The 23,937-nt window shown below is 64.1% G+C and carries 23 protein-coding genes; 7 read left to right on the top strand and 16 right to left on the bottom strand.

Features of this window, described 5'->3' with window-relative positions; translation table 11 throughout:
* Positions 1-2: 2 nt before the first annotated feature.
* From SJY40_RS02840 to SJY40_RS02795, 10 genes are all read right to left on the bottom strand, one after another.
* Positions 3-1,034 carry an NADP-dependent oxidoreductase gene (locus tag SJY40_RS02840; RefSeq protein WP_378942495.1) on the bottom strand — a complete coding sequence of 344 codons (1,032 nt, stop codon included), beginning with the start codon at positions 1,032-1,034 and terminating at the stop codon, positions 3-5.
* 44 nt (positions 1,035-1,078) lie between these two features.
* Positions 1,079-1,657, bottom strand: coding sequence for a TetR/AcrR family transcriptional regulator (locus tag SJY40_RS02835; RefSeq protein ID WP_378942492.1), 579 nt, complete (start codon positions 1,655-1,657; stop codon positions 1,079-1,081).
* Between the two features lie 87 nt (positions 1,658-1,744).
* Positions 1,745-2,995 (bottom strand): organoarsenical effux MFS transporter ArsJ, encoded by a 1,251-nt coding sequence (arsJ, locus tag SJY40_RS02830; RefSeq protein ID WP_378942489.1) that lies wholly within the window; start codon positions 2,993-2,995, stop codon positions 1,745-1,747.
* Positions 2,992-3,999 (bottom strand): ArsJ-associated glyceraldehyde-3-phosphate dehydrogenase, encoded by a 1,008-nt coding sequence (locus SJY40_RS02825; protein WP_378942487.1) that lies wholly within the window; start codon positions 3,997-3,999, stop codon positions 2,992-2,994. Before SJY40_RS02825 ends, arsJ begins: the two co-directional genes overlap by 4 nt.
* A 124-nt stretch (positions 4,000-4,123) precedes the next feature.
* Positions 4,124-5,158 (bottom strand): class II fructose-bisphosphate aldolase, encoded by a 1,035-nt coding sequence (gene fba, locus SJY40_RS02820; RefSeq protein WP_378942485.1) that lies wholly within the window; start codon positions 5,156-5,158, stop codon positions 4,124-4,126.
* A gap of 6 nt (positions 5,159-5,164) precedes the next feature.
* Positions 5,165-6,142 carry a class 1 fructose-bisphosphatase gene (locus SJY40_RS02815; RefSeq protein WP_378942483.1) on the bottom strand — a complete coding sequence of 326 codons (978 nt, stop codon included), beginning with the start codon at positions 6,140-6,142 and terminating at the stop codon, positions 5,165-5,167.
* 2 nt (positions 6,143-6,144) lie between these two features.
* Positions 6,145-6,606 carry an RpiB/LacA/LacB family sugar-phosphate isomerase gene (locus SJY40_RS02810; RefSeq protein WP_378942480.1) on the bottom strand — a complete coding sequence of 154 codons (462 nt, stop codon included), beginning with the start codon at positions 6,604-6,606 and terminating at the stop codon, positions 6,145-6,147.
* A 14-nt stretch (positions 6,607-6,620) separates the two neighbouring features.
* A complete protein-coding gene (locus SJY40_RS02805) occupies positions 6,621-7,382 on the bottom strand; it encodes a triose-phosphate isomerase (protein ID WP_378942478.1) in 762 nt (253 codons plus the stop codon).
* 4 nt (positions 7,383-7,386) lie between these two features.
* Complete coding sequence (locus tag SJY40_RS02800) at positions 7,387-8,151, bottom strand: DeoR/GlpR family DNA-binding transcription regulator (protein WP_378942475.1); 765 nt, start codon at positions 8,149-8,151, stop codon at positions 7,387-7,389.
* Positions 8,148-8,348 carry a hypothetical protein gene (locus tag SJY40_RS02795; RefSeq protein ID WP_378942472.1) on the bottom strand — a complete coding sequence of 67 codons (201 nt, stop codon included), beginning with the start codon at positions 8,346-8,348 and terminating at the stop codon, positions 8,148-8,150. The genes SJY40_RS02800 and SJY40_RS02795 overlap by 4 nt, the downstream gene beginning before the upstream one ends.
* Between SJY40_RS02795 and SJY40_RS02790 the strand changes: the two genes are divergently transcribed.
* On the top strand, positions 8,349-9,464 hold the full coding sequence (locus tag SJY40_RS02790) for an alkene reductase (RefSeq protein WP_378942470.1): 1,116 nt from the start codon (positions 8,349-8,351) through the stop codon (positions 9,462-9,464).
* Positions 9,465-9,497: 33 nt separating this feature from the next.
* Here the strand turns inward: SJY40_RS02790 and SJY40_RS02785 are convergent, their stop codons facing one another.
* From SJY40_RS02785 to SJY40_RS02765, 5 genes are read right to left on the bottom strand one after another with little or no spacing between them, the layout of a single operon-like run.
* Positions 9,498-10,448 (bottom strand): sugar-binding transcriptional regulator, encoded by a 951-nt coding sequence (locus tag SJY40_RS02785; protein WP_378942467.1) that lies wholly within the window; start codon positions 10,446-10,448, stop codon positions 9,498-9,500.
* On the bottom strand, positions 10,448-11,596 hold the full coding sequence (locus tag SJY40_RS02780; protein ID WP_378942465.1) for an iron-containing alcohol dehydrogenase: 1,149 nt from the start codon (positions 11,594-11,596) through the stop codon (positions 10,448-10,450). Before SJY40_RS02780 ends, SJY40_RS02785 begins: the two co-directional genes overlap by 1 nt.
* Positions 11,597-11,620: 24 nt before the next feature.
* Entirely contained in the window at positions 11,621-12,553 is a 933-nt protein-coding gene (locus SJY40_RS02775) for a TIM barrel protein (protein WP_378942462.1), read from the bottom strand.
* A 4-nt stretch (positions 12,554-12,557) separates the two neighbouring features.
* Positions 12,558-14,078, bottom strand: coding sequence for a glycerol-3-phosphate dehydrogenase (locus SJY40_RS02770; protein ID WP_378942460.1), 1,521 nt, complete (start codon positions 14,076-14,078; stop codon positions 12,558-12,560).
* On the bottom strand, positions 14,065-15,636 hold the full coding sequence (locus SJY40_RS02765; RefSeq protein ID WP_378942457.1) for an FGGY-family carbohydrate kinase: 1,572 nt from the start codon (positions 15,634-15,636) through the stop codon (positions 14,065-14,067). Before SJY40_RS02765 ends, SJY40_RS02770 begins: the two co-directional genes overlap by 14 nt.
* Before the next feature lie 307 nt (positions 15,637-15,943).
* On the opposite strand from SJY40_RS02765, the gene SJY40_RS02760 reads away from it, so the two are divergent.
* The 6 genes from SJY40_RS02760 to SJY40_RS02735 all read left to right on the top strand — a co-directional run bounded on the left by SJY40_RS02760 (position 15,944) and on the right by SJY40_RS02735 (position 23,423).
* Positions 15,944-16,597, top strand: coding sequence for a DUF2291 family protein (locus tag SJY40_RS02760; RefSeq protein WP_378942455.1), 654 nt, complete (start codon positions 15,944-15,946; stop codon positions 16,595-16,597).
* Positions 16,594-18,099, top strand: coding sequence for a sugar ABC transporter ATP-binding protein (locus SJY40_RS02755; protein ID WP_378942453.1), 1,506 nt, complete (start codon positions 16,594-16,596; stop codon positions 18,097-18,099). Before SJY40_RS02760 ends, SJY40_RS02755 begins: the two co-directional genes overlap by 4 nt.
* A 19-nt stretch (positions 18,100-18,118) precedes the next feature.
* Entirely contained in the window at positions 18,119-19,156 is a 1,038-nt protein-coding gene (locus tag SJY40_RS02750; protein WP_378942451.1) for an ABC transporter permease, read from the top strand.
* Between the two features lie 93 nt (positions 19,157-19,249).
* Complete coding sequence (locus tag SJY40_RS02745; RefSeq protein WP_378942449.1) at positions 19,250-20,200, top strand: D-ribose ABC transporter substrate-binding protein; 951 nt, start codon at positions 19,250-19,252, stop codon at positions 20,198-20,200.
* Between the two features lie 56 nt (positions 20,201-20,256).
* The gene (locus tag SJY40_RS02740; RefSeq protein ID WP_378942446.1) at positions 20,257-21,768 is read left to right on the top strand and encodes an FGGY-family carbohydrate kinase; all 1,512 of its coding nucleotides are present in this window, start codon (positions 20,257-20,259) and stop codon (positions 21,766-21,768) included.
* The gene (locus SJY40_RS02735; RefSeq protein ID WP_378942444.1) at positions 21,765-23,423 is read left to right on the top strand and encodes a glycerol-3-phosphate dehydrogenase/oxidase; all 1,659 of its coding nucleotides are present in this window, start codon (positions 21,765-21,767) and stop codon (positions 23,421-23,423) included. Before SJY40_RS02740 ends, SJY40_RS02735 begins: the two co-directional genes overlap by 4 nt.
* Here SJY40_RS02735 and SJY40_RS02730 read toward each other — a convergent pair.
* Positions 23,405-23,878: a 6,7-dimethyl-8-ribityllumazine synthase gene (locus SJY40_RS02730; protein ID WP_378942442.1), complete on the bottom strand. Its 474-nt coding sequence runs from the start codon at positions 23,876-23,878 to the stop codon at positions 23,405-23,407. The two genes, SJY40_RS02735 and SJY40_RS02730, sit on opposite strands and share 19 nt — an antisense overlap.
* Positions 23,879-23,937: the final 59 nt, after the last annotated feature.

The raw sequence follows: 23,937 nt of genomic DNA, 5'->3' as shown, positions 1-23,937 counted from the left end.
GATCAGGCGGACAGACGGATGACGCGCTTGCCGAAAGCCTCGCCGCGCAGCAGTCCAATGAAGGCCGAGGGCGCTTGTTCCAGCCCGTCGATCATTTCCTCGCGGTACTTGATCTTGCCTTCCTTGACCCAACCGCCGACCTGTTCGGCAAATTCGGGATAGAGGTGGCCGAAATCGTCGAAGACGATGAAGCCGCGCATGGTCATCCGCTTGCGCAGGATCTGACCCATCAGGTAGTTCATGCGATCCGGCCCGTCCGGCAGCGAGGTCGCGTTATACTGCGAGATCAGCCCGCAGACCGGGATCCGGGCCGAGGGGTTCAGCAGCGGCAGGACCGCATCGAAGACGGCACCGCCGACGTTCTCGAAATAGATGTCGATGCCGTCAGTGGCCTGCGCCTTCAGGTCATCGGCAAAGCTGTCGGCCTTGTAATCGACACAGGCGTCAAAGCCCAGGGTCTCGACCACATGCTTGCACTTGTCGGCACCACCGGCGATGCCGATGACGCGCAGGCCAAGGATCTTGCCGATCTGGCCGACCGTCGCACCGACCGGGCCGCTGGCACCGGCGACGACCAAAGTCTCGCCTGCCTTGGGCTGGCCGATCTGGGTCAGACCTGCCCATGCGGTCAGGCCGGGCATGCCCAGGACGCCAAGCGCCCAGGACGGGTTTTCGGGGTTCTTGCCCATGTTGATGACGCTGGTGCCATCCGACAGAGCGTAATCCTGCCAGCCACCAAAGGCCACGACCCAGTCACCTTCGGCAAAGCCGTCAACGTCCGAGGTGACCACCTGCGACACGGTCCCGCCGACCATGACCTGATCGACCTCGACCGGGGCGGCATAAGAGGGCGCGTCGCTCATCCGGCCGCGCATGTAGGGGTCCAGCGACAGGAATTCGTTGCGCAGCAGCATCTGGCCCTTGCCGGGGGTCGGCACATCGACGGTTTCCAGCCGCAGCGTATTCTCGGTCGGCTCGCCCTTGGGGCGTTCGGCCAGGACGTGGCGGCGGTTCTGTGTCTTGGACTGGGTCATGATATCTCTTTCCCGATCGGTTGATCGTATCTCGGAATTTTTGTTCAGGACGACGGCAGAAGGTCGCGGGTGCGCGTCATCGCATCGTCCAGCGGGGTGCCGTCATGGGACAGATGTGCCATCAGGCTTGCCCCCAGCCACAGTTGGTAAAGGGTCGTGGCCATGGCTTTGGGGTCGGCAAGCGGCACCATCGATCCGTCCCTGCCCGCGTCATCCAGCGCCTGCGTCAGCTTGGCGATGATCGCCGTGACACCGTTTTGCAGGATGGTGGTCATGTCGGGGGACAGGTCGCTGATCTCGGCGGCCAGCTTGACGATCAGACACTGACGTTCTGCGTCGCCACCGCCTTGGCGCGCCTGCCAATCGGCAAAATACCCAAGCACCCTGTCGCGGCCCGACAGATGGTCGCTGTCCAGCGTCGTCGCCAGATCGCATTCATAGGTCCGGACATAACGGTCCAGCAGCGCGCAGCCATATCCCTCTTTCGAGGCGAAATAGTGATAGAAGGACCCCTTGGGCACCTGCGCCTCGGCCAGCAACTGGCCAAGACCGACGGCGGTATAGCCGCGCTGCGCCACAAGGCGGCGTCCGGTGTCCAGAATATGGGTGCGTGCGTCTGTCATGGGACACTAGCTAAGCACGCTAGACCGATTGTCTAGTCCCATGTAGCAAATAATTATTTACCGGCGCTGCCTGTCGGGGGACGGCTTTCAACGCAGATCCATCGCCAATGGTTTCAGCCGTGCCACGCTGACCCATGACGCCAAGGCCATCACCCCCGCCGTCGCCAGACACAGCGCTAAGCCGCCCAGCTGATAGCTGAGACCTGACAGCAGCGTCCCCAGAAGCCGCCCCGCCGCATTCGCCATGTAGTAGAAACCGACATCCATGGTCACACGCTCGGCCTTGGAAAAGGCCAGGATCAGATAGGAATGCACCGCCGAATTCACCGCAAAGACAAAGCCGAACAACAGCAGCCCCGCGACCAGCATCGCCGTCAGCCAAGGCGCGGGCGCGCCCGATGCCAGCACCAGCGCCGCCAGCGCCAGCGGGATCGGCACCAGCCAACCGGCCCATGCCACGGCCTGATGGATGATCGCCGCCAGCGGCCTGCCCCTTGCGCCCAACAGCCGCGGCGCCGCCGCCTGCACGCCGCCATAGGCGATGATCCAGACGGCCATGAAGGTACCGATCAGAAAGAACGCTGCCCTGCGGCTGTCCGGCGTGCCGTCCGACAGCACCGACTGGAAATAGACGGGGATGCCCACCACGAACCAGACGTCGCGCGCGCCGAACAGGAACATCCGGGCCAGCGACAGGCGGTTGATCGCCGGGTCACGCGACCAGATGGCGCTGATCTTGCTGCCCTTGCGCCCTTTCGGCAGACCGGCGGGCAGGAACAGCACGATCGCCATCAGGATCACCGCCAGCACCGCCGCCATCAGCCAGATGGCCGCCTGAAATCCGGCCAGCCCCAGCATCGCCGCGCCCAGAAAGAACCCCAGCCCCTTGACCGCATTCTTCGATCCCGTCAGCGCGGCCACCCATCGAAACAGCGTGCCGTCGCCTTCGGGGGCCAGCACCTTGACCGCCGATTTCGACGACATCTTGGCCAGGTCCTTGGCGACCCCGCTGGCCCCCTGCACCGCCATGACAAAGATGACCGAGGCCGAAACGCTCCATCCCGGGTCCAGTTGCGCCAGCGCGGCAAGCGCCGCGATCTGCAGCCCCAGCCCGGCATAAAGCGTGCTGGCCAGTCCGAAGCGCGCCGCGATCCAGCCCGCGGCAAGGTTAGTGACGATGCCCGCGGCCTCGTACAGCAGGAACAGATAGGCCAGCTGGATGGGCGAAAAGCCCAACCCGTTAAAGTGCAGCAGGACCAGCATCCGCAAGGCCCCGTCCGACAACATGAAGGCCCAATAGGCCGCCGTCACCGCCACATAGGCGCGCATCGCATTCATGATGCCGCCACCATCCGCACGATATCGGCCAGCCGGCAGGCATAGCCCCATTCGTTGTCGTACCACGCGTAAATCTTGACCTGCGTCCCGTCGATCACCATCGTCGAGCCCGCATCGATGATCGCCGAACGCGGATCGTTCAGGTAATCCGAGGACACCAGCGGGCGCTCCTCATACCCCAGGATGCCCTTCAGCGGGCCTTCGGCAGCAGCGGCGAACAGGGCGTTGACCTCCTCGGCGGTGGTGGGACGCTCGACCTCGAAGACGCAATCGGTCAGCGAGGCGTTCAGCAGCGGCACCCGCACCGCGTGGCCGTTCAGCCGACCGGCCAGTTCGGGATAGATCAGCGTGATGGCCGTGGCCGATCCGGTCGTCGTCGGGATCAGGTTGGCCAGCGCCGAACGCGCGCGGCGCGAATCCTTGGCGGGGCGGTCGACGATGGTCTGCGTGTTCGTCACGTCATGGATGGTGGTGATCGCGCCGTGGCGGATGCCCAGGGCTTCGTGGACGACCTTGACCACCGGGGCCAGGCAGTTCGTCGTGCAGCTGGCCGCCGTGATCAGACGGTGCTGCGCGGGATCATAGGCATCATGGTTGATGCCATAGACGATGTTCAGCGCGCCGCCGTCCTTGACCGGCGCCGAAACGACGACCCGCCCGACCCCGGCATCGAAATAGGGCTGGACCTTTTCCGCCGTTTTGAAGACCCCGGTGCAATCGATCACCACATCGATGCCCATCGCGGCCAACGGCAGATCCTCGATCCGGGCGGCGCGGGTCAGTGCGATCTGCTGGCCATCGATAGACAGGCTGTCCGCGGCATGGCCGATGTCGGCCTGCCAGCGACCATGGATGCTGTCGAACTCCAGCCATGTCGCGTGCTGTTCGGGCGTTCCCTGCGCGTCGTTCAGCAGGGCGATCTGACCCCCTGCCCCCGATGCGATCAGGTCGCGCAGCACCAGTTTGCCGATGCGGCCAAGTCCGTTCAGGGCGATGCGGGTCATGGGGGTCAGCCTTCCTGTCAGATCAAATCCATATTTCATGTATATTGGAACTGAACCCCTGCGACAAGACATGGAAACGGGCGCGAGGGCATATCCCCCGCGCCCGTCATCAAGGCGTCACATATCAGTAGCGCGAAGCCATCGCCGACAGGGGCAGCGGGTTCAGGCGGTCGGCCTGACCTGCAGTGCCGAATGCCTCGAAGCGGTCCTTGCAGACCTGCGCCATCATCGACATCGCGGGCTTCAGGTATTTGCGCGGATCGAATTCCGAGGGGTCCTCGGCAAAGCATTTGCGGATGGCGGCGGTCATGGCAAGGCGGTTGTCGGTGTCGATGTTGACCTTGCGGACGCCATGCTTGATGCCGCGTTGGATTTCTTCGACGGGGACGCCCCAGGTCGGGCGGATCTCGCCGCCGTACTGGTTGATGATCTCTTGCAGATCCTCGGGGACCGACGACGATCCGTGCATGACCAGATGGGTGTTGGGCAGACGGCGGTTGATTTCCTCGATGACGTTCATGGCCAGAATGTCGCCGTCAGGCTTGCGCGTGAACTTATAGGCGCCGTGGCTGGTGCCCATGGCAACGGCCAGCGCGTCGACGCCGGTGTCCTTGACGAACTGCTCGGCCTCGGCGGGGTCGGTCAGCAGCTGGTCGTGGGACAGCTTTTCGGTCGCACCATGGCCGTCTTCCTGATCGCCCATGCCGGTTTCAAGGCTGCCCAGAACGCCCAACTCGCCCTCGACGGACACACCGCAGGCGTGGGCCATCTGGGTCACGCGACGGGTGATGTCGGCATTGTATTCGTAATCGGCCGGCGTGGTGCCATCGGCCTTCAGCGATCCGTCCATCATCACGCTGGTAAAGCCGTTCTGGATCGCGGTCGCACAGGTTTCCAACCCGTTGCCGTGGTCCAGATGCATGCACAGCGGGATGTCGGGAAATGCCTTGGACAGACCCGAGATCAGGCCCGCCAGCACCAAATCGTTGGCATAGGCGCGCGCGCCCCGGCTGGCCTGCAGGATGACCGGCGAGCGGGTGGCCTGAGCCGCCTGCATGACCGACAGGCCCTGTTCCATGTTGTTGATGTTGAAGGCCGGCACGGCATAGCCATTCTCGGCGGCGTGGTCCAGAAGCTGACGCAGGGTGATCATCGCCATGGTGGCTTAGTCCTTGTTTTCTGAAAGATACGTGTGGATCAGGTCGATTTCCGAACCGGTCCCGAAGAAGATCGCGGACATCTGGTGCAGCTCGGTCGGAACCACGTCCAGAATGTCGATGTCGCCGTTGGTGGCACGCCCGCCCGCCTGTTCGGCCAGATAGGCCATCGGGACGCATTCATAGATCAGCCGCAGGCGGCCGTTTTCATATCCGGGGCGCGCGTCGGCCGGGTAAAGGAACACGCCGCCCTGCATCAGGATGCGGTGCATGTCGCCCACCGCCGCCGCAAGCCAGCGCATGTTCACGTCGCGCCCCTGCGGCCCGTCACGGCCAAGGCGCAGATCGGCGACCCAGGCCTTCAGCGGCGCCGACCAATGGCGTTCGTTCGATGCGTTCCAGGCAAAGGTCTTGGCCTTCGCGGGCAGGCGCAGGTTCTGGCGTGCGATGCGGAAGGCGTCCACTTCGGCATCGAAGGTGGCGACATGGACGCCCTGCCCCACCGACCAGCCGAAATCGACAGAATGCCCGAAGGACGCATAGCCCGCCGCCACGATGTCTCGGCCCTTGCGCAAAAAGCCTTGGGGCCCGGCAGGCAACACGGTGAACAACAGGCCAAGGGGCGCGCCGATGCCGATGCTGCCAGACCCGTCGATGGGGTCGATGGCCACGTCGAAGGCCCCGTCGGGGTTCAGGGCGACGATCTGCTCAGCCTCTTCGGACAGGACCTGACGCACGCCCGCGGCGCGCAGGGCGGCGATCATGTGGTCATGGGCGGCGACGTCCAGCGCCTTCTGCTTGTCGCCGCTGTCGTTGGTGCCGACGATGGCATCGGGATCGCCGTGCAGACGCCCCGCCGCCAATCGCTGCGCCAGGGGCGGCAGGGCCTGCGCGATGGCCAGCACCACGCCCTCGGGGCCGGTGGCCGACAGCATGTCGGACAGCAACGGGCCGGTCGGTGCACTGTCATTGGGAAGGTGCAGCATGTTCAGCCCTTGCTATACTTGGCATCGACCGCGTCGATGGCGTTCACATTCCCAGCCGAGCGGCCTTGGGCGTCGAAATTCATGGTTTCTGCCAACCACGCATCGGCGATGGCCTTGGCCAGTTCCGACCCGATGACGCGGGCGCCCATGGTGATGATCTGCGCGTTGTTCGACAGCGCCGCGCGTTCGGCGGAATAGGTGTCATGGGTCAGCGCCGCGCGGATGCCCGGCACCTTGTTGGCCGAGATGCAGACCCCGATGCCCGTCCCGCAAACCAGAATGGCGCGGTCATAGGTGCCGTCCAGAACCTGCGATGCCACCCGGTCCGACAGGTCCGCATAAAAGGCATCCGGCCCGGTGTCGGTGCGGCTGATCTGGGACACGTCGTGGCTGCCCTTCAGGTGGTCGGCCAGAATCTGGGCCAGACCTTCGCCTGCGCTATCGCCTGCAATTGCCAGTTTCACTTTATTCCCCCTCGTCAAATGGTTGCGGCGCAGCGCGCCAGAATATCCAGATAGCCCTCGACCGCCCAGGCCGACCGCCCGATGAACAGCCCGTCGATATGCGGGCAGGCGATCAGTTCCTGACAATTGTCGGGATTGACCGAGCCGCCATAAAGACAGGGCACCTTGCGTCCCAGCACGTCCTGCGCAGTGGCGATGATCTCGGCTTGGCGGGCGTCGGCGTAATCCGAGGTGGCAGGAATGCCGTTGTCCCCGATGGCCCAGACCGGCTCATAGGCCAGCAGGATCGTCGCGGCCTTTTGATCGTCCGACAGCCGTCCCAAGGCGCCACGAACCTGCGCCGCCAGCACCTCGGTCGCGCGGCCCGCTTGGCGTTCCTCCAGCGTCTCGCCGATGCAGATCAGCGGGATCAGGCCGTGGCGGACCGCGGCCTCGACCTTGAAGCCGACCGTGGCGTCGGTTTCACCGAAATGTTCGCGCCGCTCGCTGTGGCCCAGTTCGACGATGTCCAGCCCGCAATCGGTCAGCATGGGGGCGCTAATCTCGCCGGTCCAGGCGCCCTGATCGGCCCAATGCATGTTCTGGGCGCCGGTCTTGACGCTGGTCTCCGACAGGATCTGTGCGACCTCGCGGCAGGCGGTAAAGGGCGGGATGACAAAGCGCTGGATGCGCGGGTCGCGGTCCCTGTCCGCGGCGGCAAGGGCGGTGGCGAAGTCCCGCGCCTCGGCCAGGGTCTTGTTCATCTTCCAGCTGGTGCCGATCCAGAAATCCGTCATGTCGTCAGTCCTTCGCAATACTCAGGCCGATGCCCGCACGTTCCAGATGCACCAGCGCGTCGGAGGCAGGCATGGCATCGGTGATGATCGTGTCGAAATCGGTCAACCGCGCCAGCGATTGCAGCGCCGAGCGGCCGAACCGCTGGTGGTTGACCACCAGCACCTTGCGTTCGGCCACCGCCATCATCGCCCGCTTGGTCCGCACGGCATTGTCGTCCATGTGGAACGCCTGCAGCCCCAGCACCGCAGGGGCCGAGATGAAAGCGATGTCCGCACGCAGGCGCGACAGCGAATCCTCGGTCACCATGCCGAAGAAGCCGTTGAACTTGGCGCTGAAGACCCCGCCAAGCGCCATCAGCGTGATGCGCGGCGCGCCCTTCAGTCGGTCGATCACGGCGGCATTGTTGGTGATGACCGTCAGCGGCCCCTTTTCCACCAGGCTGCCCCCCAGCAGCGCCGCCATCGAGCCGTCGTTGACCATGACGGACATGCCCGGCTCGACCAACTCCAGCGCGGCGCGGGACATGCGGGCCTTGGCCTCGGCGTCCTGGGTTTCGCGAATACGGAAGTCGCTTTCGAACTGGGTGCCCGCATCGATGGTCGCCCCGCCACGCACCTTTCGCAGCAGGCCCGCCTGATCAAGATCGTCCAGATCGCGATGGATGGTCATTTTGGACACGGCAAAGCGTTCGACCAGATCGTCCAGATCCACGGCGCGCGTTTCCACCAGCAGATCCATGATCGCCTGTCTGCGTTCGTCGCGTTTCAAAAGCCGAATCCTCCGGAAGCCGTTGCAGGCTTCATAACATCGAACATGGGACGATCAATGCCATGAAATGTTATTTTGTGATTTAAAAATGTTACAAAGCCATGACAGGGGCCGCGCTGCCCATTTTCCGGGCTGGAACCTTCACTGGCATGCATCGTTACGCTGCCGACAATCCAATCGACTTCGAAGGATGACACATGCCCTCCAACGCTCCTCTTTTCGACAGGCTGGCCATCGGCGACATCGACGCTGCGAACCGTATCGTCATGGCACCGCTGACCCGGTCGCGGTCAACCCCGGATGAATTGGCGCAGACCGATCTGCACGCCACCTATTATGGCCAACGCGCCGGTGCGGGACTGATCGTCAGCGAGGCGACGCAGATCAGCACCGAAGGTCAGGGCTATGCCTGGACCCCCGGCATCTATTCCGACGCCCAGATCGAAGGTTGGAAAAAAGTTACCGACGCGGTGCATGCCAAGGGCGGCAAGATCGTCTGCCAGCTGTGGCACGTGGGCGCCATCAGCCATAACGTCTTCCACGACGGCGCGGCGCCCGTTTCGGCCAGCGCCTGGACCCCCAAGGGCGAGGCTTTCGTCGGCGACCTGCTGCCCGACGGCCCGACCGTGCCTCACCCCGAAGCCCGCGCGTTGGACACCGATGAAATCCCGCGCCTGCTGAACGATTACCGCCATGCCTCGGAATGCGCCCGCCGCGCAGGTTTCGACGGCATCGAGGTCCATGGTGCAAACGGCTATCTGATCGACCAATTCCTGCGGTCGTCGGTGAACAAGCGCACCGATGCATACGGCGGCTCGGTCCAGAACCGCATCCGCCTGCTGGTCGAAGCGGTCGATGCCTCGGCCGAAGCTTGGGGACCCGGTCAGGTCGGTGTGCGCCTGTCGCCTCAGGGTGGCCCTGGCGACAGCCATGACGACGATCCCGAAACGCTGTATACCGCTGCCGCCAAGGCGCTGTCGGGCAAGGGACTGGCCTATCTGCACGTCATCCGCCCGAACAACCACACGGGCGACGGCAAGGGCAAGGATCAGGCCGCCGAGCTGATGGCCAAGATGAAACAGGCCTTTGACGGCGTCTTCATTGCCAATGGCGAATTTTCGGCCTCCGAAGCCGCGACCTGGGTGCAGGACGGCAAGGCCGACGCCATCGCCTTTGGCCGCGACTTCATCGCCAACCCCGACCTGCCCGCCCGCATCGCGCAGGACGGTCCCTATAACGAGCCCGACCCCGATACCTTCTACGGCGGCGGTGCCAAGGGTTACACGGACTATCCGACGCTGGATCAGTCATAATCACAGGCGCGTCCGGTTCCAGCCGGGCGCGCGTTACTGCACCAACTGGCGGGCCGTGGCTTCATCCGTGATCAGGCCCGTCAAACGTCCACTGTTCAGCACGGCCCTGATGGCACGGATTTTCTCCTGCCCCCCGGCGATCACGACAATACCGTCATTGCCCGTTCCCGTCAGATCGACCGACAGCGTCCGCGAACTCAACGTCGTTTCCAGAACGCGCCCGCTTTCGTCAAAGAAATGACCCATCATCTCGCCAATGGCACCGCCTGCGTGGATTTCGGCGATCTCATGCGGCTCGATCATACCGGATGCGACCAGCTGAGCGCCTGCATCCACCGTCCCCATTCCCACGAATTTCAACGTCGCGCGGCTGGACAGGTCAAAGATGTCCCGCACCCCCGGTTGGGCCAGCAAGATCGCGCGATCGCTTTCAGAGTTGGCGAAAAACGGCACCGGCAGGACAAACGCACTGGACCCGGTTTTCTCCGCCAAGGAATGCATCACGTCATGCGGATTGGCAGCATAATTGCGTGTCAGCCCGCCCAACAGGGACACGAAATCGACGCCCTTCGCCTCGAAGTGCGGCAGTTGGGCGACGGCGGCGGCCAAGGTGCGACCATGGCCAAGGCCGATGATAGGATGATCGCCGCGTTCGATTTCACGTCGCAGGAACGCAGCACCGGCAAGGCCAAGAGCGCGTAGGGGAATGCCGTCTTCGCCCAGATCGGGGGCAACCTCGCAATGGGTCAGGCCAAAGCGGTCGCACAGCTGATCCTCCAGCTGGACGCATTCGACGATCTCGCCGTCGATGCTGACCTTGACCACACCCTCTGCGACAGCGCGGGCGATCAGGCGGTGCGCCTTGACGCTTGGCACGCCAAGCCGCTTGGCCACCGCCGCCTGCGTCAGCCCGCCTGCGTAATGCAGCCACGCCGCCCTGATCGCCAGACTTTGTTCGGGGTCCGAGGGGGCCCGCCGCGCCATCAGCCCGCCCCCCGCATGATCGCCCGCAGTGCGGCGAGATCCAGTACTGCCGGATTGGCCTTCATCGACGATGATGCTGCGGCGGCCTTCGCCGCCTGTTTCTGCGCGTCGGCATCGATTCCCTGCGCGGTCAACCTGGGCAATCCGGCATCCGCCGACCATGCGGCCAGCAGATGCGCGGCGCGTTCGACATCGGCGTCCGGTTCACCGAATGCCGCGCCGATCCACGCGCCCACCTGATCCAGCCGCGCGGCCAGTTCTGCGTCCTGAACCGCGCGGCGATTGGCCAGCAGGACATGCGGCAACAACGCCCCGCAGATCGCCCCATGCGCCGCGCCCGTCATCCCGCCAAGCGGTCCGGCCAACCCATGCACCGCGCCCAAGCCTGCATTGGCCAACGCCAGCCCGCCCGTCAGGCTGACCCACGCCATGTCATCACGGGCGGCGGGGTCTTCGGATTGCATCAGCCGCGTCAGCGCCGCCAGACCGCGCGGGATGGCATCGCGGCACAGCGCATCGGTCAGGGGGTTGGCGCGGGTGCAGACGAACGGCTCGATCACCTGCGTGATGGCATCCAACCCCGAGGCCAGCGTGACCCCGCGCGGACATCCATCCGTCAGCGCCGGATCGACAATCGCCAGACGCGGCAGCATCTGCGGGTCGCGCAGGCTGACCTTGCGGGCGTGTTCGGGCACACCGATGACAGCATTGCGCGTCACCTCGGCCCCGGTTCCAGCGGTGGTGGGCATGGCGATGAACGGCAGCGGCGGGTGATCCAGCGGCAGACCCCGCCCCACAACCTCAAGATGGTCCAGCATCGGGCGGGTCGCGGGGACCAGCGCGGCGATGGCCTTGCCCGCATCGATGACCGCGCCGCCGCCGATGGCAATCACGACCTGCGCGTGGCGTGCCGCGTCAACGCCTGCTTGCACCAGCGCCACATCGGGTTCACGGGCCACGGAGAAACCGGTGACGACGCATCCCTGCGCCTGCATCGCATCCGCCAGCCACGCGGACCGCGCGGGGTCGCGCCCATGCACCAGCAGCACGTGCTTGCCCAGTGCCGCCACGCGACCGGCGGCATGATCCGCCTGCCCGCGTCCGAACAGGATTTCAGTGGCAGTGGAAAAGGCAAAGGGGCTGAGCATAGGGTTATCCTGTGATGAACAGCCTCAGATATTTAGCTTATCCGCGCCGGTGTCGATATGGCGCGCCCAGAATGCAACACTTTCGGCGATTTGCGCGATGACCTGCCGGTCGTTGGGCTCGCGTTCCTTGAAGCTCAGTTCCAGACAGATCTCGTTATCAACCGCGCCTCCCTGCTCCAAAGCCCGCAGTAGGGGTGCAGGCTGGATAAGACCCTTGGCGTTGAATTCGGCGGTGAAAGGCCGGTGGCCGCCCTTATCCATCAACGATTGCTTGATATGGATGATAGGGCTGACCTTGGGCACCGCGCGGGCCCATGCATAGGGGTTGAAGTTGTCGGGATTGTCGCTGGTGACATCGCCATGATCGATATCGGCCATCATCCACATCGGGATCGCCATATCGGCGGCGGTGATCCGGTCCTGCAAGGTCATGGCGCTGGCGATGGTATCGCCAAATTCGCGACCCACGCTCATCGGTTCCCAGAAGAGATAATCCAGTCCGGCGGCCTTGGCATGATCGGCCACCTCGGCCCAGCAATCGATGGCTGCGCGGATCAGATCGTCCCGCCGCGCAGGATCGTCGAAATCGCGATAGGTCATGATGGCGAATTGCGTGCCCACGCTGGTGCCGCCCAGATCGGCGGTGATATCGGCAAAGGTCTTGAACCAGTCAACGTAATATCGCCGCACATCGGCATCGGGATGGCCGAAATGGTTCAGCCGCCCATAAGGGCCGGTCATGCCGCTGGTTACGCGCACCCCCGTGCGGTCCAGCGCCGCCCGCATCTGGCGGGTCAGGCGGCGGATCACAGGCGCGGGCCAGCCCGGATTAATGAATTCATGCGTCAGTTGCAGGTTGCGGATCCGCAGGTCACGCGCGACCGTCCCGATCAGATCATCGGGTTCGGCCAAGCGGTTCACCAGCGGATTGGTGTTCAGCGACAAGGTCAGAGCCATGATCCTATTCCCCCTTCGCGGTCAGCCCGGATGTTGCGAACCAATCCGCGAAATAGGCCTGCTGCTGCTGGCTCAGGTGCAGATAATGCTTGGTGCGGCGGGTCAAAATGTCCTCGGGGGTTTGTGCCCATTCACGGGTGACCAGATAGCGGACCTCGGCCTCGTAGAGGTTGCCGCCGAAATAGATGCCCAGATCGGCAAGGCTGGTGGCACCTGCGACGACATCACGGGTGCGCGTGCCATACAGACGGCCATAATGATGGATCAGATCGCGCGGCATCCAGGGGTTCAGTTCGCGCAGCAGGTTGGCATAGCTTTCATAATCGGCATTCGCCATCTCGCCCCCCGGCAGAGGCGCGGTTTCCGTCCAATCGCCGCCCATATCGGGGAAGATATCGCGCAGCTTATGCATGCCGCGTTCGGCCAACTCGCGGAAGGTGGTGATCTTGCCGCCAAAGACGTTCAGCAGCGGCGCATCGCCCGTCTGGTCCAGATCAAACACATAGTCGCGGGTAACGGCGGATGGATTGCCCTGCCCGTCGTCGAACAACGGTCGCACGCCCGAAAAGCTGTGCAGCACATCGTCGGGGCGCAGCTTTTCCTTAAAATAACGGTTCACCGCGGCCAGCAGATAGTCGATTTCGGACGGGTCGGCGGTCACATCCTCGGCCCGTCCGTCATAGGCGATGTCGGTGGTCCCAATCAGTGCCTTGCCGCCCTCGTACGGGTTGATGAAGATCACCCGCTTGTCATGGTTCTGCACCAGATAGGCGTGATTGCCCGCCCACCATTTCGGCACGATGATATGGCTGCCCTTGACCAGCCGCACATTGCGGGCGGAATTGGACCCCGCCACGCGGGTGATGAAATCGCTGACCCAAGGTCCGGCGCAATTGACCAGACAGCGGGCGCGGAAAATTCGGATCTCGCCGGTGTTTTCATCGCGGGTGGTGACCGTCCAGGCGCCGTCTTCGCGACGCGCCTGCGTGCAGGCCGTGCGCGTCAGGACGGTTGCGCCCTTTTCGGCGGCCCCTACGGCATTCAGCACCACCAGACGCGCATCATCGACCCAGCAGTCGCTGTATTCGAACCCCTTGTGATAGCTGTCCAACAGCGGCGCGCCTTCGGGCACGCGGCGCAAATCCAGCGTGCGCGTGCCGGGCAGCTTCTTGCGACCGCCCAGATTGTCGTAAAGGAACAACCCCAGACGGACCAGCCATGCGGAACGGTCTTGCGGGCTGTGAGGCAGCACGAAGCGCATCGGCCAGATGATATGGGGGGCGGCGCGCAACAGAACCTCGCGTTCGATCAGCGCCTCACGGACAAGGCGGAATTCGTAATACTCCAGATAGCGCAAGCCGCCATGCACCAGCTTGCCCGACCGCGAGGATGTTCCCTGTGCAAGGTCGTCTTTTTCACACAGAACCACCGACAGGCCACGGCCCGCCGCATCGCGCGCCATACCGGCACCGTTGATGCCCCCGCCGATGACGAAAAGGTCGATCATGTCGCTATTGCTGGTCATCGAAAACTCCTGTGCGGGTGGCGGCAAGGGCGTTCCATGTCGGCGGCAGAGCCGCACGCGCGGCGCCAAAGGCCGGGAACAGCCGGTCATAGGTTGTGGCAAGGGCAGGATCAGGGGCCTCGGACGGGCCGAGCAACGGCGTGACCCATTCGGCAATACATGCATCCATATCGGGATAGGCACCGATGGCGACGCCGGCCATCATCGCGGCGCCTGCGGCACCCGCCTCATCGCGCTGTGACACGCGGACGGGGGCGTTCAGCGAGGCCGACAGAATGGCGCGCAGTCCGGCCGAGCGTGACGCCCCGCCCGTCAGACGCAGTTCGGACGGCAGCGGCCCCATCGCGGCATAGCAATCACGCATTGCCATGCCCAGACCTTCGGCCACGGCGCGGACCATATCGGGATAGCGGTGGCCAGCCGACAGGCCGATGAAACCGGCCCGCGCATCGGCGTTAACGAAGGGTCCGCGTTCCCCCGCATCCGAGATATAGGGGTGATATAAAATCTGTCCGGGCCGTGATTGGTCGAGCCATCCCTCAAGCTGGGCAACCAGATCGCGGTGACTGACCTGTTGCCCCATATCGGACATGATCCCCGCCGCCACCGACAGCACCCAGTCAAGGTTCAGCGTCGCCGCCATATTCGTCTGGACCTGCGTGACGATGCCCGCAATCGGCAGGCAGATGACATAGCCCGTGCCCTGATCGTTCAGCACCACCTGCCCCGCATCAACCGCGCGCAAATGCACGCCTGTCGATCCAACAGTCGAACAGGCCACATCGCCCGCCCCGCCGCGAACGCCCGCGCCAAGCGCCGTCATCACCATATCGACATAGCCAAGTGAGACCGGTGTTCCCGCCAGCAATCCTGTCTGATGCGCCGCATCGGCGGTCAAGGGATGGGTAATCTGCGTGCCGTCGATGATCTCGGGCAGCAGATGGCGGCGACGTTCCAGCCCCAATGCCGAGATGACATCGTCGTCATAGGCGCGGGTGCGGAAGTTGCCAAAGGTAAAGCTGGCCTCGGACGGGTCTGTGGCCCGGATGCCCGTCAGGTTCAGATACAGCCAGTCCTTGCAATGCAGCGCGACCTGTGCGCGATCCAGCAGATCCGGCGCATGAGCATCCATATGCGCCATCTGCGCGCCCTGCTGGCAGGTGTTCAGACCGGTGCCGGTCGCCATGAAGCGGGTGCGGTTCATCGGGCCAGCGGCAAGGCCGTCCACGGTTGGCGCGGCGCGGGCATCCAGCCACAGCCACGCGTCCCCCACCGGACCGTCCTGCCCGACCAGCCATGTGCCATCCCCCTGACCGGTCACTGACAAAGCAGCAGTGCGCTTGGCCAGATCGGGGATGCAATCACCCAAGCCAAGCAGGGCCGTCGCGCAATCATCCCATGTGCGGCCCATGGCCTGGGTCGCCGATCCGCCCGGCCCCGTCTGATAGGTGTTGGGAACCGAAAACGCACCCAGTTGCGTGCCTCCCAGATCAAAGGCGACCGCCTTGATGACCGAGGTGCCCGCGTCGATGCCGATCAGGATATCAGGACCGGACATGGCGCCCGGCAGTGTTGATGGTTGCGGTCATGACTTCCCCTCCCGTTCGCACCGGGCTTTGGACCGGTAGGTGCGCCTTGTGGTCAGTCTTACAGTACCGCATCCCCGCATTAAACGTATTTTTTTACGGACACAGCAATTTATTTCAGTTAAGCTTGCCTTAGTCCCGCGTCAGATCGCGCGGTGACCAGGGGAATCGGGGCATGCCCTGCCCCGCGAAATAGCCGGAGGGGAGGCCGGATCACATGCAGCCATCGCACCAGTTCACCCTGCGCCCCCGGTTCCATCACCACAGCGGGGCCATGACATGACCAGCACATCCTCAGCACCCAAAGCACCCGCCGCATCGCGTCGCGGCCTGTATCTGTCGCTGGCACTTGGCGTCGCGGTTCTGGCCGCCATCGCGCTGGACACCACCGTGGTTCAGGTCGGATCGGACGCTGACGCCCGCCAGCAGGCGTTTTCGGCCGATGATTACGGCACATCCGAATTTCCGCGCATCCAGTCGGTCGTGCAGGAACGCGCTGTCGATGCCGAAACGCTGGCAACGGCGATTGCCGCCGATAAGGATGCGGCGATTGCCGAATACGGCACGCCGGCCTCGACCGGCGCGATCATGATGGTCACCGTAACCGGCGTGGCCGGTGAGCCGCGCGCAGGCGTCTATCCCCTGACCGTCGAAGGGCTGCCCGAAAAGCAGAAAATCCGCGTCCAGACCGGTCCCGCCATCAATGGTACCGAATTGCGCGACGCAACCGGCGACATCGCCTTCGGCGGCTTCAAGAACCAGATCGAATATCAGGACGCCGGTGCGGGCATCAACCGTGCCATGGCGGCACAGATCCTGACGCCGCTGGATACCGCGAACCTGACGGGCAAGACCCTGACCGTCACTGGAGCATTCCGGTTAATCAACCCTGCAAATTGGATGATCACCCCCGTCACCTTGGAGGTCAAATGACCGACCAAACCGTTCTGGCCGCCCGCAACGTCGCCAAATCCTATGGTCATGTGCATGCCCTAAAGGGTGTGAACTTCGACATCAGCCGGGGACAGGTGACGACGCTGTTCGGGGAAAATGGCGCAGGCAAATCGACCCTGATGAAGATCCTGTCAGGCGTGATCCAGCCAACATCGGGCGATATCGTGCTGGACGGCCAGTCTGTCAGCTTTGCCAATGCGAATGATGCGCGCGACCGGGGCATTTCCATCATCCATCAGGAACTGTCGCTGGCGCCCAATATGTCGGTGCGCGACAACATCTTCATGGGCCGCGAAATCAAAGGCGCCACCGGCGTCGATTTCGCCGAAGAAGACCGTCAGGTCCGCGCCCTGATGGCCGAGCTGGAAGAAGACATCGCCCCCGACACCCCCGTCGAGGAATTGCGCCTTGGCCAGCAGCAGATTGTCGAAATCGCCCGCGCCTTGTCGGTGGACAGCCGCATCCTGATCATGGACGAGCCCACCAGCGCCCTGTCAGCCACCGAGGTCGAGGTGCTGTTCAAGGTCATCCGCGACCTGACCGCCAAGGGCGTCAGCATCGTCTATATCTCGCACCACCTGGAAGAAGCGCTGACCATCACCGATCACGCCGTGGTGCTGCGCGATGGGACGATGACCGCCTATGCGCCGCGGGCCGAGATCGATTTGGAATGGATCGTGCGCAATATGGTTGGGGAAAATTACGACCTTGGCAGCCCGCCGGACAGCGACAAGGGCGGCGTCGCCCTGTCTATCCGCGATCTGTCGGTCCCCGACCCCGCAGGCTTCGATCTGGTCGACAAGCTGTCGCTGGATGTCCGGGCCGGTGAGATCGTCTGCATCTATGGCCTGATGGGCGCCGGCCGGACCGAGCTGTTGGAAACCGTTGCCGGTCGGCTGAAAGCATCTGGCGGCGAGGTAGTGTTGCAGGGATACGAGATCTCGCATCTGTCCATCGCCCAGCGCATCGCCCGCAGTCTGGCACTGGTGCCCGAAGACCGTCAGCGCGACGGCCTGGTCCAGACCATGACCGTGGGCCAGAACCTGTCCTTGGCATCCATCGTGCGGTTCACGCGCGGGTTGTTCACCAGTAGCCGTGATGAACGTCAGCTGGTCGATGACAGCATCCGGCAGGTGACGGTGAAAACATCGGGCGGACATGCGGCCATCGGGTCGTTGTCGGGCGGCAACCAGCAAAAGGTCGTCATCGGCAAGATGCTGGCCACCCGGCCCCGCGTCATCATGCTGGACGAACCATCGCGCGGCATCGACATCGGTGCCAAGGCCGAGGTGTTCCGCCTGCTGGCCGAAGGCGCGAAAAGCGGCCTTGCCGTGATCTATTCGACATCCGAGGTCAGCGAATGCCTGTCCATCGCGCATCGGATCATCGTCATGCACAAAGGCCGGATCACGGCCGAATTCGACAGCAGCGTCTCGAAGGAAAAGATCATGGCCGCCTCGGGCGAGTCCGTGGCAGCCTGAGCGCGCGAGGGAGGAAACCATGTCCGCAACAACCATCGCCACCCCCGCGAAAGGTCGCCAGTTGAATATCGGCCGCCTGCTGCTGGAAGGCCGCGCCTTCTTCGCGCTGATCGCCATCATCGTGGTCTTTTCGCTGATGTCGCCCAACTACTTCTCGGTCGGGAATTTCCTGATCATGTCCAGTCAGGTCGCCATCTATGGCATCCTGTCCATCGGCATGCTGCTGGTGATCCTGAATGGCGGGATCGACCTGTCGGTAGGGTCGATCCTTGCGCTGTCCGGCGTCGTCGCTGGCGCGCTGATGCAGGGGGTGGAACTGGATAGCCTTGGCGTCATCCTCTATCCGCCGGTCTGGGCTGTGGTTCTGCTGACCCTGTGCGTTGGTGCTGCGGTCGGGGCCGTCAACGGTGTGCTGATCGCCATCTTCAAGGTGCCGCCCTTCGTCGCGACCCTTGGCGTCATGTATGTGGCGCGCGGCGTTGCGTTGCTGATGACGAACGGGCTGACCTATAACAACCTGCGCGGCACCGAGGCTTTGGGCAATACCGGCTTCAACTGGCTGGGTTTCAACCGGCTGGGCGGCATCCCGATTTCGGTGATCGTGCTGGGCACCATCGCCATCCTGTCGGGGCTGATGCTGGCACGTTCGGCCTTTGGCCGCTGGCTTTACGCATCGGGCGGAAATGAACGCGCGGCTGAACTGTCGGGCGTCCCCGTCAAGCGCGTCAAGATCACCGTCTATATGGTGTCGGGCATGCTGGCCGCGGTCGCAGGTCTTGTGCTGGCATCCCAGCTGACCTCGGCTGGTCCCACGGCCGGCACAACATACGAACTGACGGCCATCGCAGCGGTCGTCATCGGCGGGGCCGCCCTGACCGGCGGGCGTGGCAATGTGCGCGGCACGATGCTGGGCGCATTCGTCATCGGGTTCCTGTCGGCCGGCCTCGTGATTATCGGCGTCAGTTCCTATTGGCAGACGGTCTTTACCGGCGCGGTCATCGTGCTGGCCGTGCTGATGAACTCGCTTCAATACGGCAGCGGCACCCGCAAGGGTTGACCCCCGTCCCCCGCTTTACCGTCCGCAGAGGAGACATGCGGGCGGCCAAGACCGCCACTTGCGGCAAACAGACCAAATTTAGGGAGAGTAGAGATGATGAAGATGACACGCCGGATGCTGATGGCCGCAGTTGCCACCGTTCCCCTGATGGCCGGATCGGCATGGGCCGAAGGTCTGATCACGGTAATCGTGAACGACCCCGCCAACCCCTATTGGTTCACCGAAGGCGAGGTCGCCAAAGCCACCGCCGAGGATCTGGGATATACCGCCAATGTCGCTGCCCACCGTGGTGATACCAATACCGAAAGCACGCTGATCGACACAGCCATCACCAATAAATCGGTGGCGATCGTGCTGGACCCGGCCAATGCCGACGGATCTGTCGGTGCCGTGCAAAAGGCCGTCGATGCGGGGATCCCGGTCTTTCTGGTGAACGCCGAGATCAATCAGGAAGGTCTGGCCAAATCGCAGCTGGTGTCCAACAACGCCCAAGGCGCCGCCCTCGGGGCGCAGGCTTGGGTCGAGGCAATGGGCGAAGACGGCGGCACCTATGTCGAGCTGTTCGGCGCACCCTCGGATAACAACGCCCAGACGCGGTCGAACGGCTATGAGACCGTCCTGAGCCAATATCCAGAATTCGAGAAGGTCGGTCAGGAGGTCGCCAATTGGGACCGCACCCAGGGCTATCAACGTATGCAGTCGCTGTTGCAGGCGAACCCCGACATGAACGGCGTGATGTCGGGCAATGACGAAATGGCGCTTGGTGCCATCGCGGCATTGAAAGAGGCCGGCAAGCTGGACGGCGTTCTGGTCGGCGGCTTTGACGGATCGCCCGACGCGGTCGATGCCGTCAAAGCGGGCGAGATGGCCTATACCGTCCTGCAACCCGTCGCCGTCTTTGCCGAGGAGGCCGTGCGTCAGGCCGACAGCTTTATCAAGACCGGCGAAACCGGCGTCGATGCCGAAAAGCAACTGTTCGATTGCCTGCTGATCACCACGGACAATGTCGACAGCTACAGCGCGCCTTTCGTGCTGGACCAATAAGCACCGGATCGGGGCGCGTGTGATGCGCGCCCCCTCTCTTTGGAAAGTCCCCCATTATGGCGCTGATCCTTGGCATCGATAACGGCCTGACCGTCACCAAAGCAGTGGTTTTCGATGAAACCGGCCGTGTCCTGTCCACGGCCCGCCGCCGTGTGGCGCAATCCATGCCGCACCCCCGCCATGTCGAACGCGATATGGACGACCTCTGGGCGCAAACCGCCGCGGCCATTTCCCAAGCCATTGCCGAATGCGGCCAACCTGCCGCGCAGATTGCTGCTGTTGCCGCTACGGCGCATGGTGACGGCCTGTATCTTCTGGATCGACAGGCCCGCCCGCTTGGGGCCGGCATCCTGTCGCTGGACAGCCGCGCGGGCGATATTGCCGATGGCTGGCAGCGCGACGGCACGGCGCAACTGGCACTGGAACGCACGGGGCAGATGCCGCATGCATCCGCGCCATCCGCCATTCTGGCGTGGGTGCGCAACAACCAGCCCGACCGCTTTGCCCGTATCGGCCATGTTCTGGCCTGCAAGGATTGGCTGACATTCTGCCTGTCGGGCCGTATCGGCACCGACCTGACCGAGGCCAGCACATCCTTTACCGATGTTCGCACCCAAAGCTTTGCACCGGATATTCCTGCCATCTTCGGCCTGAACATCCCCCTGCCCGACATCGCCCTGCCCGATCAGGTCGTGGGGCATGTGACCGATGCCGCCGCGCGCCTGACGGGCCTTGTCGCGGGCACGCCGGTTGTGGCGGGGCTGCATGACGTGACGGCCTCGGCCCTTGGCGCGGGCGGTTATGACAGCGGCACGGTGGCGATTGTCGCGGGCACCTATTCCATCAACGAAACACTGACCACGCAGCCTTTGTCCGATCCGCGCTGGTTCTGCCGCAACGGCATCCGGCGGGGTGAATGGAACGCGATGGCCATTTCGCCTGCCTCGGCGGCGAATTACGACTGGTTTCTGGATACGCTCTGCGCGGTTGAACGCCAGCAGGCGCAGGATCAGGGTCGCGCTCTGCATGCCGATATCATCCCGGAAATCGAGGCGGCGCTGGCCCGACCATCCTCGGCCATCTTCCACCCCTATCTGTTCGGATCGCCGCATGGTCCGACCGCCAGCGGTGCGTTTTTCGGTCTGCGCGGCTGGCAGGATCGTGGCCATATGCTGCGCGCCGTGATCGAGGGCATCGCCTTCAACCACCGCCACCATGTCGATGCCTTGCGCGACGGGTTCCAGCCGCAGGTGGCGCGGCTGACCGGGGGCATTTCGCGCAGCCCGGTCTTTGCCCAGCTGTTTGCCGATGTGCTGGCCATGCCCGTCACCGTCACCGCCACCGACGAGGCCGCCTCCTGGGGTGCCGCCCTCTGTGCCGGGTCGGGCGTGGGGCTGTTTGCATCCCCCCGCCATGATCCGCGTGATCTAGACGCGGTCACGACCCGCTTTTCGCCCGACCCCGACCGCAGCGCGCAGATGGCTGAACGCTATGCGGTCTTCACCGAATTGAACGACGCCCTGCGGCCGATCTGGCCGCGCCTCGAGGCGCTGCAAGGCCCAAGATGACCCGACCGCAAGACATCGACGTGCTGATCCTGGGTGCCGGGATCAACGGGGCGGGCCTGTTCCGCGACCTGTGCGAACAAGGCCTGACCTGCGTCATCGCCGACAAGGGCGATTTTGGGGGCGGCACATCGGCCGCGCCATCGCGGCTGATCCATGGCGGCATCAAGTACCTGGAAACGGCCGAGCTGGGCCTGGTTGCGCAATCGACGCTGGAACGCAACCTGCTGCTGAAGAACGCGCCGCATCTGGTCAAGCCGCTGGCGACCGTCATCCCGATCTTTTCGTGGTTCAAAGGCATGGGTGCGGCCCTGCGCACGCTGATGGGATCGACCACCGCGCCGCGCAATCGCGGTGCCGCCCTGATGAAGGTCGGGCTGGCGATGTATGATTTCTATGGCCGCCGCCACCGCGTGATGCCGCGCCACCAAATGTGGTCCAAAGCGCGTGCGCTGCGGGAAATCCCGCCACTGACGCCACGCATCGTGGCCGCCGGTCATTACTATGACGCGACTGTCAGCATGCCCGAACGGCTGGTCTGGGAATTGCTGGCCGACGGAATGCGGGCGCAGCCATCGTCCCGTGCGCTGAACCATGCCGCTCTGACGGGCAGCGACGGCGATGGAGTCACGCTGACCACTGCGGAAGGGCCGCTGACGCTGCGCCCACGCATTGTCGTCAACGCCGCGGGGCCCTGGATTGACAGGGTCAACGAACAGCTGGGAATGACGACCGCGATGATCGGCGGCACCAAGGGGTCGCATATCCTGCTGGATCATCCCGCGCTGCTGCAGGCGCTGAACGGACGCATGATCTATTTCGAGGCCGATGACGGGCGCATCTGCCTGGTCTTCGATTATCTGGGGCGGGCGCTGGTCGGGTTGACCGACATCCGCGCCGACGACCCCGATACCGTCACCTGCGAAGACCCCGAGATCGACTATTTCCTGTCGGCCATGCGCGGCCTGCTGCCCGGGCTGGATTTTGATCGCGACCAGATCGTCTTTGCCTATTCCGGCATCAGGCCGCTGCCCGCGTCGGATGCCGACAATCCGGGGCTGATCAGCCGCGATCATTCCGCCCCAGTGCTAGAGCCCGCGGGCGACCGCCGCTGGCCGGTGATCTGCCTGGTGGGCGGCAAATGGACGACCTTTCGCGGTTTTGCCGCCGAGGTTGCAGACACGGTGATGTCGCGTCTGGACCGGACACGCCTGCGCGACACTCAAGATGCGCCGATTGGTGGCGGTCGGAATTATCCCACCGATGTGGCGGCATGGGCGCGCGATGCGGCGAAAGCCAGTGGCGCGTCCCCTGCGCGGGCCAAGACCCTGCTGCCGCGATACGGCACGACTGCGGCCGGGATCTTGCAGATCGAAGGGGCCGACCCTCAGATGCTGCGCGATGCCGATTACAGCCATGCCGAACTGATCTGGCTGATCACCCATGAACAGGTGGTCCACCTGCCCGACCTAGTGATGCGGCGGACCGCGCTGGCCGTCACGGGCCAGCTGTCGGCGCGCGATCTGGATTGCATTGCAGGGATTTGCGGCGCGGCCTTAGGATGGTCCCCCGACCGCACCGCATTGGAACTGGAACAGACCCGGGCGATGCTGGTGTCCCGGCATCGCCTGAGGCTGGATCAGGCGGCCGTGGCCTGATCCAGGGTGGCCAGCTGGCCGTCCAGCGCCAGAACCTGGCGCACGGCTTCGGCAGCCTCGGCGCCCTTCTTGACGAAATGATCCGTGAAGAAGGCCGTGTGCAGTTCGGTTTCCTGATAATTGTGCGGCGTCAGCGAGACCGAGAAACAGGGCACGCCGGTTTCCATGCCGGCCTGCATCAGACCCGACACCACGGCCTGGGCCACGAAATCATGGCGATAGATGCCGCCATCGACGACCAGCGCCGCAGCGACGACGGCGTCGTATTTGCCGGTCTGGGCCAGCTTCTTGGCCAGCAGGGGCATCTCGAAGGCGCCGGGGACGTCATAGGCGTCGATGCGGGCGTTGGGGATCAGGCCTTCGGCGGCATCGACGAAACCATCATGGGCGCGGTCCACGATATCTGCGTGCCAACGTGCCTTGATAAAGGCGATACGGGGGGATTGATTAGTCATCTTTCAGGAACCTTACGTTGCTTGCGTCAGGTCCCAGAGCACGAGCCATAACAGACCCC

This window comes from Paracoccus sp. R86501, assembly GCF_042466435.1.
In the GTDB taxonomy this organism is placed as follows: domain Bacteria; phylum Pseudomonadota; class Alphaproteobacteria; order Rhodobacterales; family Rhodobacteraceae; genus Paracoccus.
The sequence above is the reverse complement of the archived record's forward strand: the minus strand, read 5'-3'. Positions and strand labels throughout refer to the sequence as shown.

What these genes read in the sequence shown, in the direction of transcription:
- SJY40_RS02760 (WP_378942455.1), top strand. Translation starts at nt 15,944, where the DNA reads ATGACCAGCACATCCTCAGCACCCAAAGCACCCGCCGCATCGCGTCGC.
- SJY40_RS02740 (WP_378942446.1), top strand. Translation starts at nt 20,257, where the DNA reads ATGGCGCTGATCCTTGGCATCGATAACGGCCTGACCGTCACCAAAGCA.
- SJY40_RS02765 (WP_378942457.1), bottom strand. Translation starts at nt 15,636, where the DNA reads ATGTCCGGTCCTGATATCCTGATCGGCATCGACGCGGGCACCTCGGTC.
- SJY40_RS02745 (WP_378942449.1), top strand. Translation starts at nt 19,250, where the DNA reads ATGATGAAGATGACACGCCGGATGCTGATGGCCGCAGTTGCCACCGTT.
- SJY40_RS02805 (WP_378942478.1), bottom strand. Translation starts at nt 7,382, where the DNA reads ATGACGGATTTCTGGATCGGCACCAGCTGGAAGATGAACAAGACCCTG.
- SJY40_RS02785 (WP_378942467.1), bottom strand. Translation starts at nt 10,448, where the DNA reads ATGGCGCGGCGGGCCCCCTCGGACCCCGAACAAAGTCTGGCGATCAGG.
- SJY40_RS02815 (WP_378942483.1), bottom strand. Translation starts at nt 6,142, where the DNA reads ATGCTGCACCTTCCCAATGACAGTGCACCGACCGGCCCGTTGCTGTCC.
- SJY40_RS02840 (WP_378942495.1), bottom strand. Translation starts at nt 1,034, where the DNA reads ATGACCCAGTCCAAGACACAGAACCGCCGCCACGTCCTGGCCGAACGC.
- SJY40_RS02770 (WP_378942460.1), bottom strand. Translation starts at nt 14,078, where the DNA reads ATGACCAGCAATAGCGACATGATCGACCTTTTCGTCATCGGCGGGGGC.
- arsJ (WP_378942489.1), bottom strand. Translation starts at nt 2,995, where the DNA reads ATGAATGCGATGCGCGCCTATGTGGCGGTGACGGCGGCCTATTGGGCC.
- SJY40_RS02730 (WP_378942442.1), bottom strand. Translation starts at nt 23,878, where the DNA reads ATGACTAATCAATCCCCCCGTATCGCCTTTATCAAGGCACGTTGGCAC.
- SJY40_RS02790 (WP_378942470.1), top strand. Translation starts at nt 8,349, where the DNA reads ATGCCCTCCAACGCTCCTCTTTTCGACAGGCTGGCCATCGGCGACATC.
- SJY40_RS02750 (WP_378942451.1), top strand. Translation starts at nt 18,119, where the DNA reads ATGTCCGCAACAACCATCGCCACCCCCGCGAAAGGTCGCCAGTTGAAT.
- SJY40_RS02835 (WP_378942492.1), bottom strand. Translation starts at nt 1,657, where the DNA reads ATGACAGACGCACGCACCCATATTCTGGACACCGGACGCCGCCTTGTG.
- SJY40_RS02755 (WP_378942453.1), top strand. Translation starts at nt 16,594, where the DNA reads ATGACCGACCAAACCGTTCTGGCCGCCCGCAACGTCGCCAAATCCTAT.
- SJY40_RS02735 (WP_378942444.1), top strand. Translation starts at nt 21,765, where the DNA reads ATGACCCGACCGCAAGACATCGACGTGCTGATCCTGGGTGCCGGGATC.
- SJY40_RS02825 (WP_378942487.1), bottom strand. Translation starts at nt 3,999, where the DNA reads ATGACCCGCATCGCCCTGAACGGACTTGGCCGCATCGGCAAACTGGTG.
- SJY40_RS02780 (WP_378942465.1), bottom strand. Translation starts at nt 11,596, where the DNA reads ATGCTCAGCCCCTTTGCCTTTTCCACTGCCACTGAAATCCTGTTCGGA.
- SJY40_RS02775 (WP_378942462.1), bottom strand. Translation starts at nt 12,553, where the DNA reads ATGGCTCTGACCTTGTCGCTGAACACCAATCCGCTGGTGAACCGCTTG.
- fba (WP_378942485.1), bottom strand. Translation starts at nt 5,158, where the DNA reads ATGGCGATGATCACCCTGCGTCAGCTTCTGGACCACGCCGCCGAGAAT.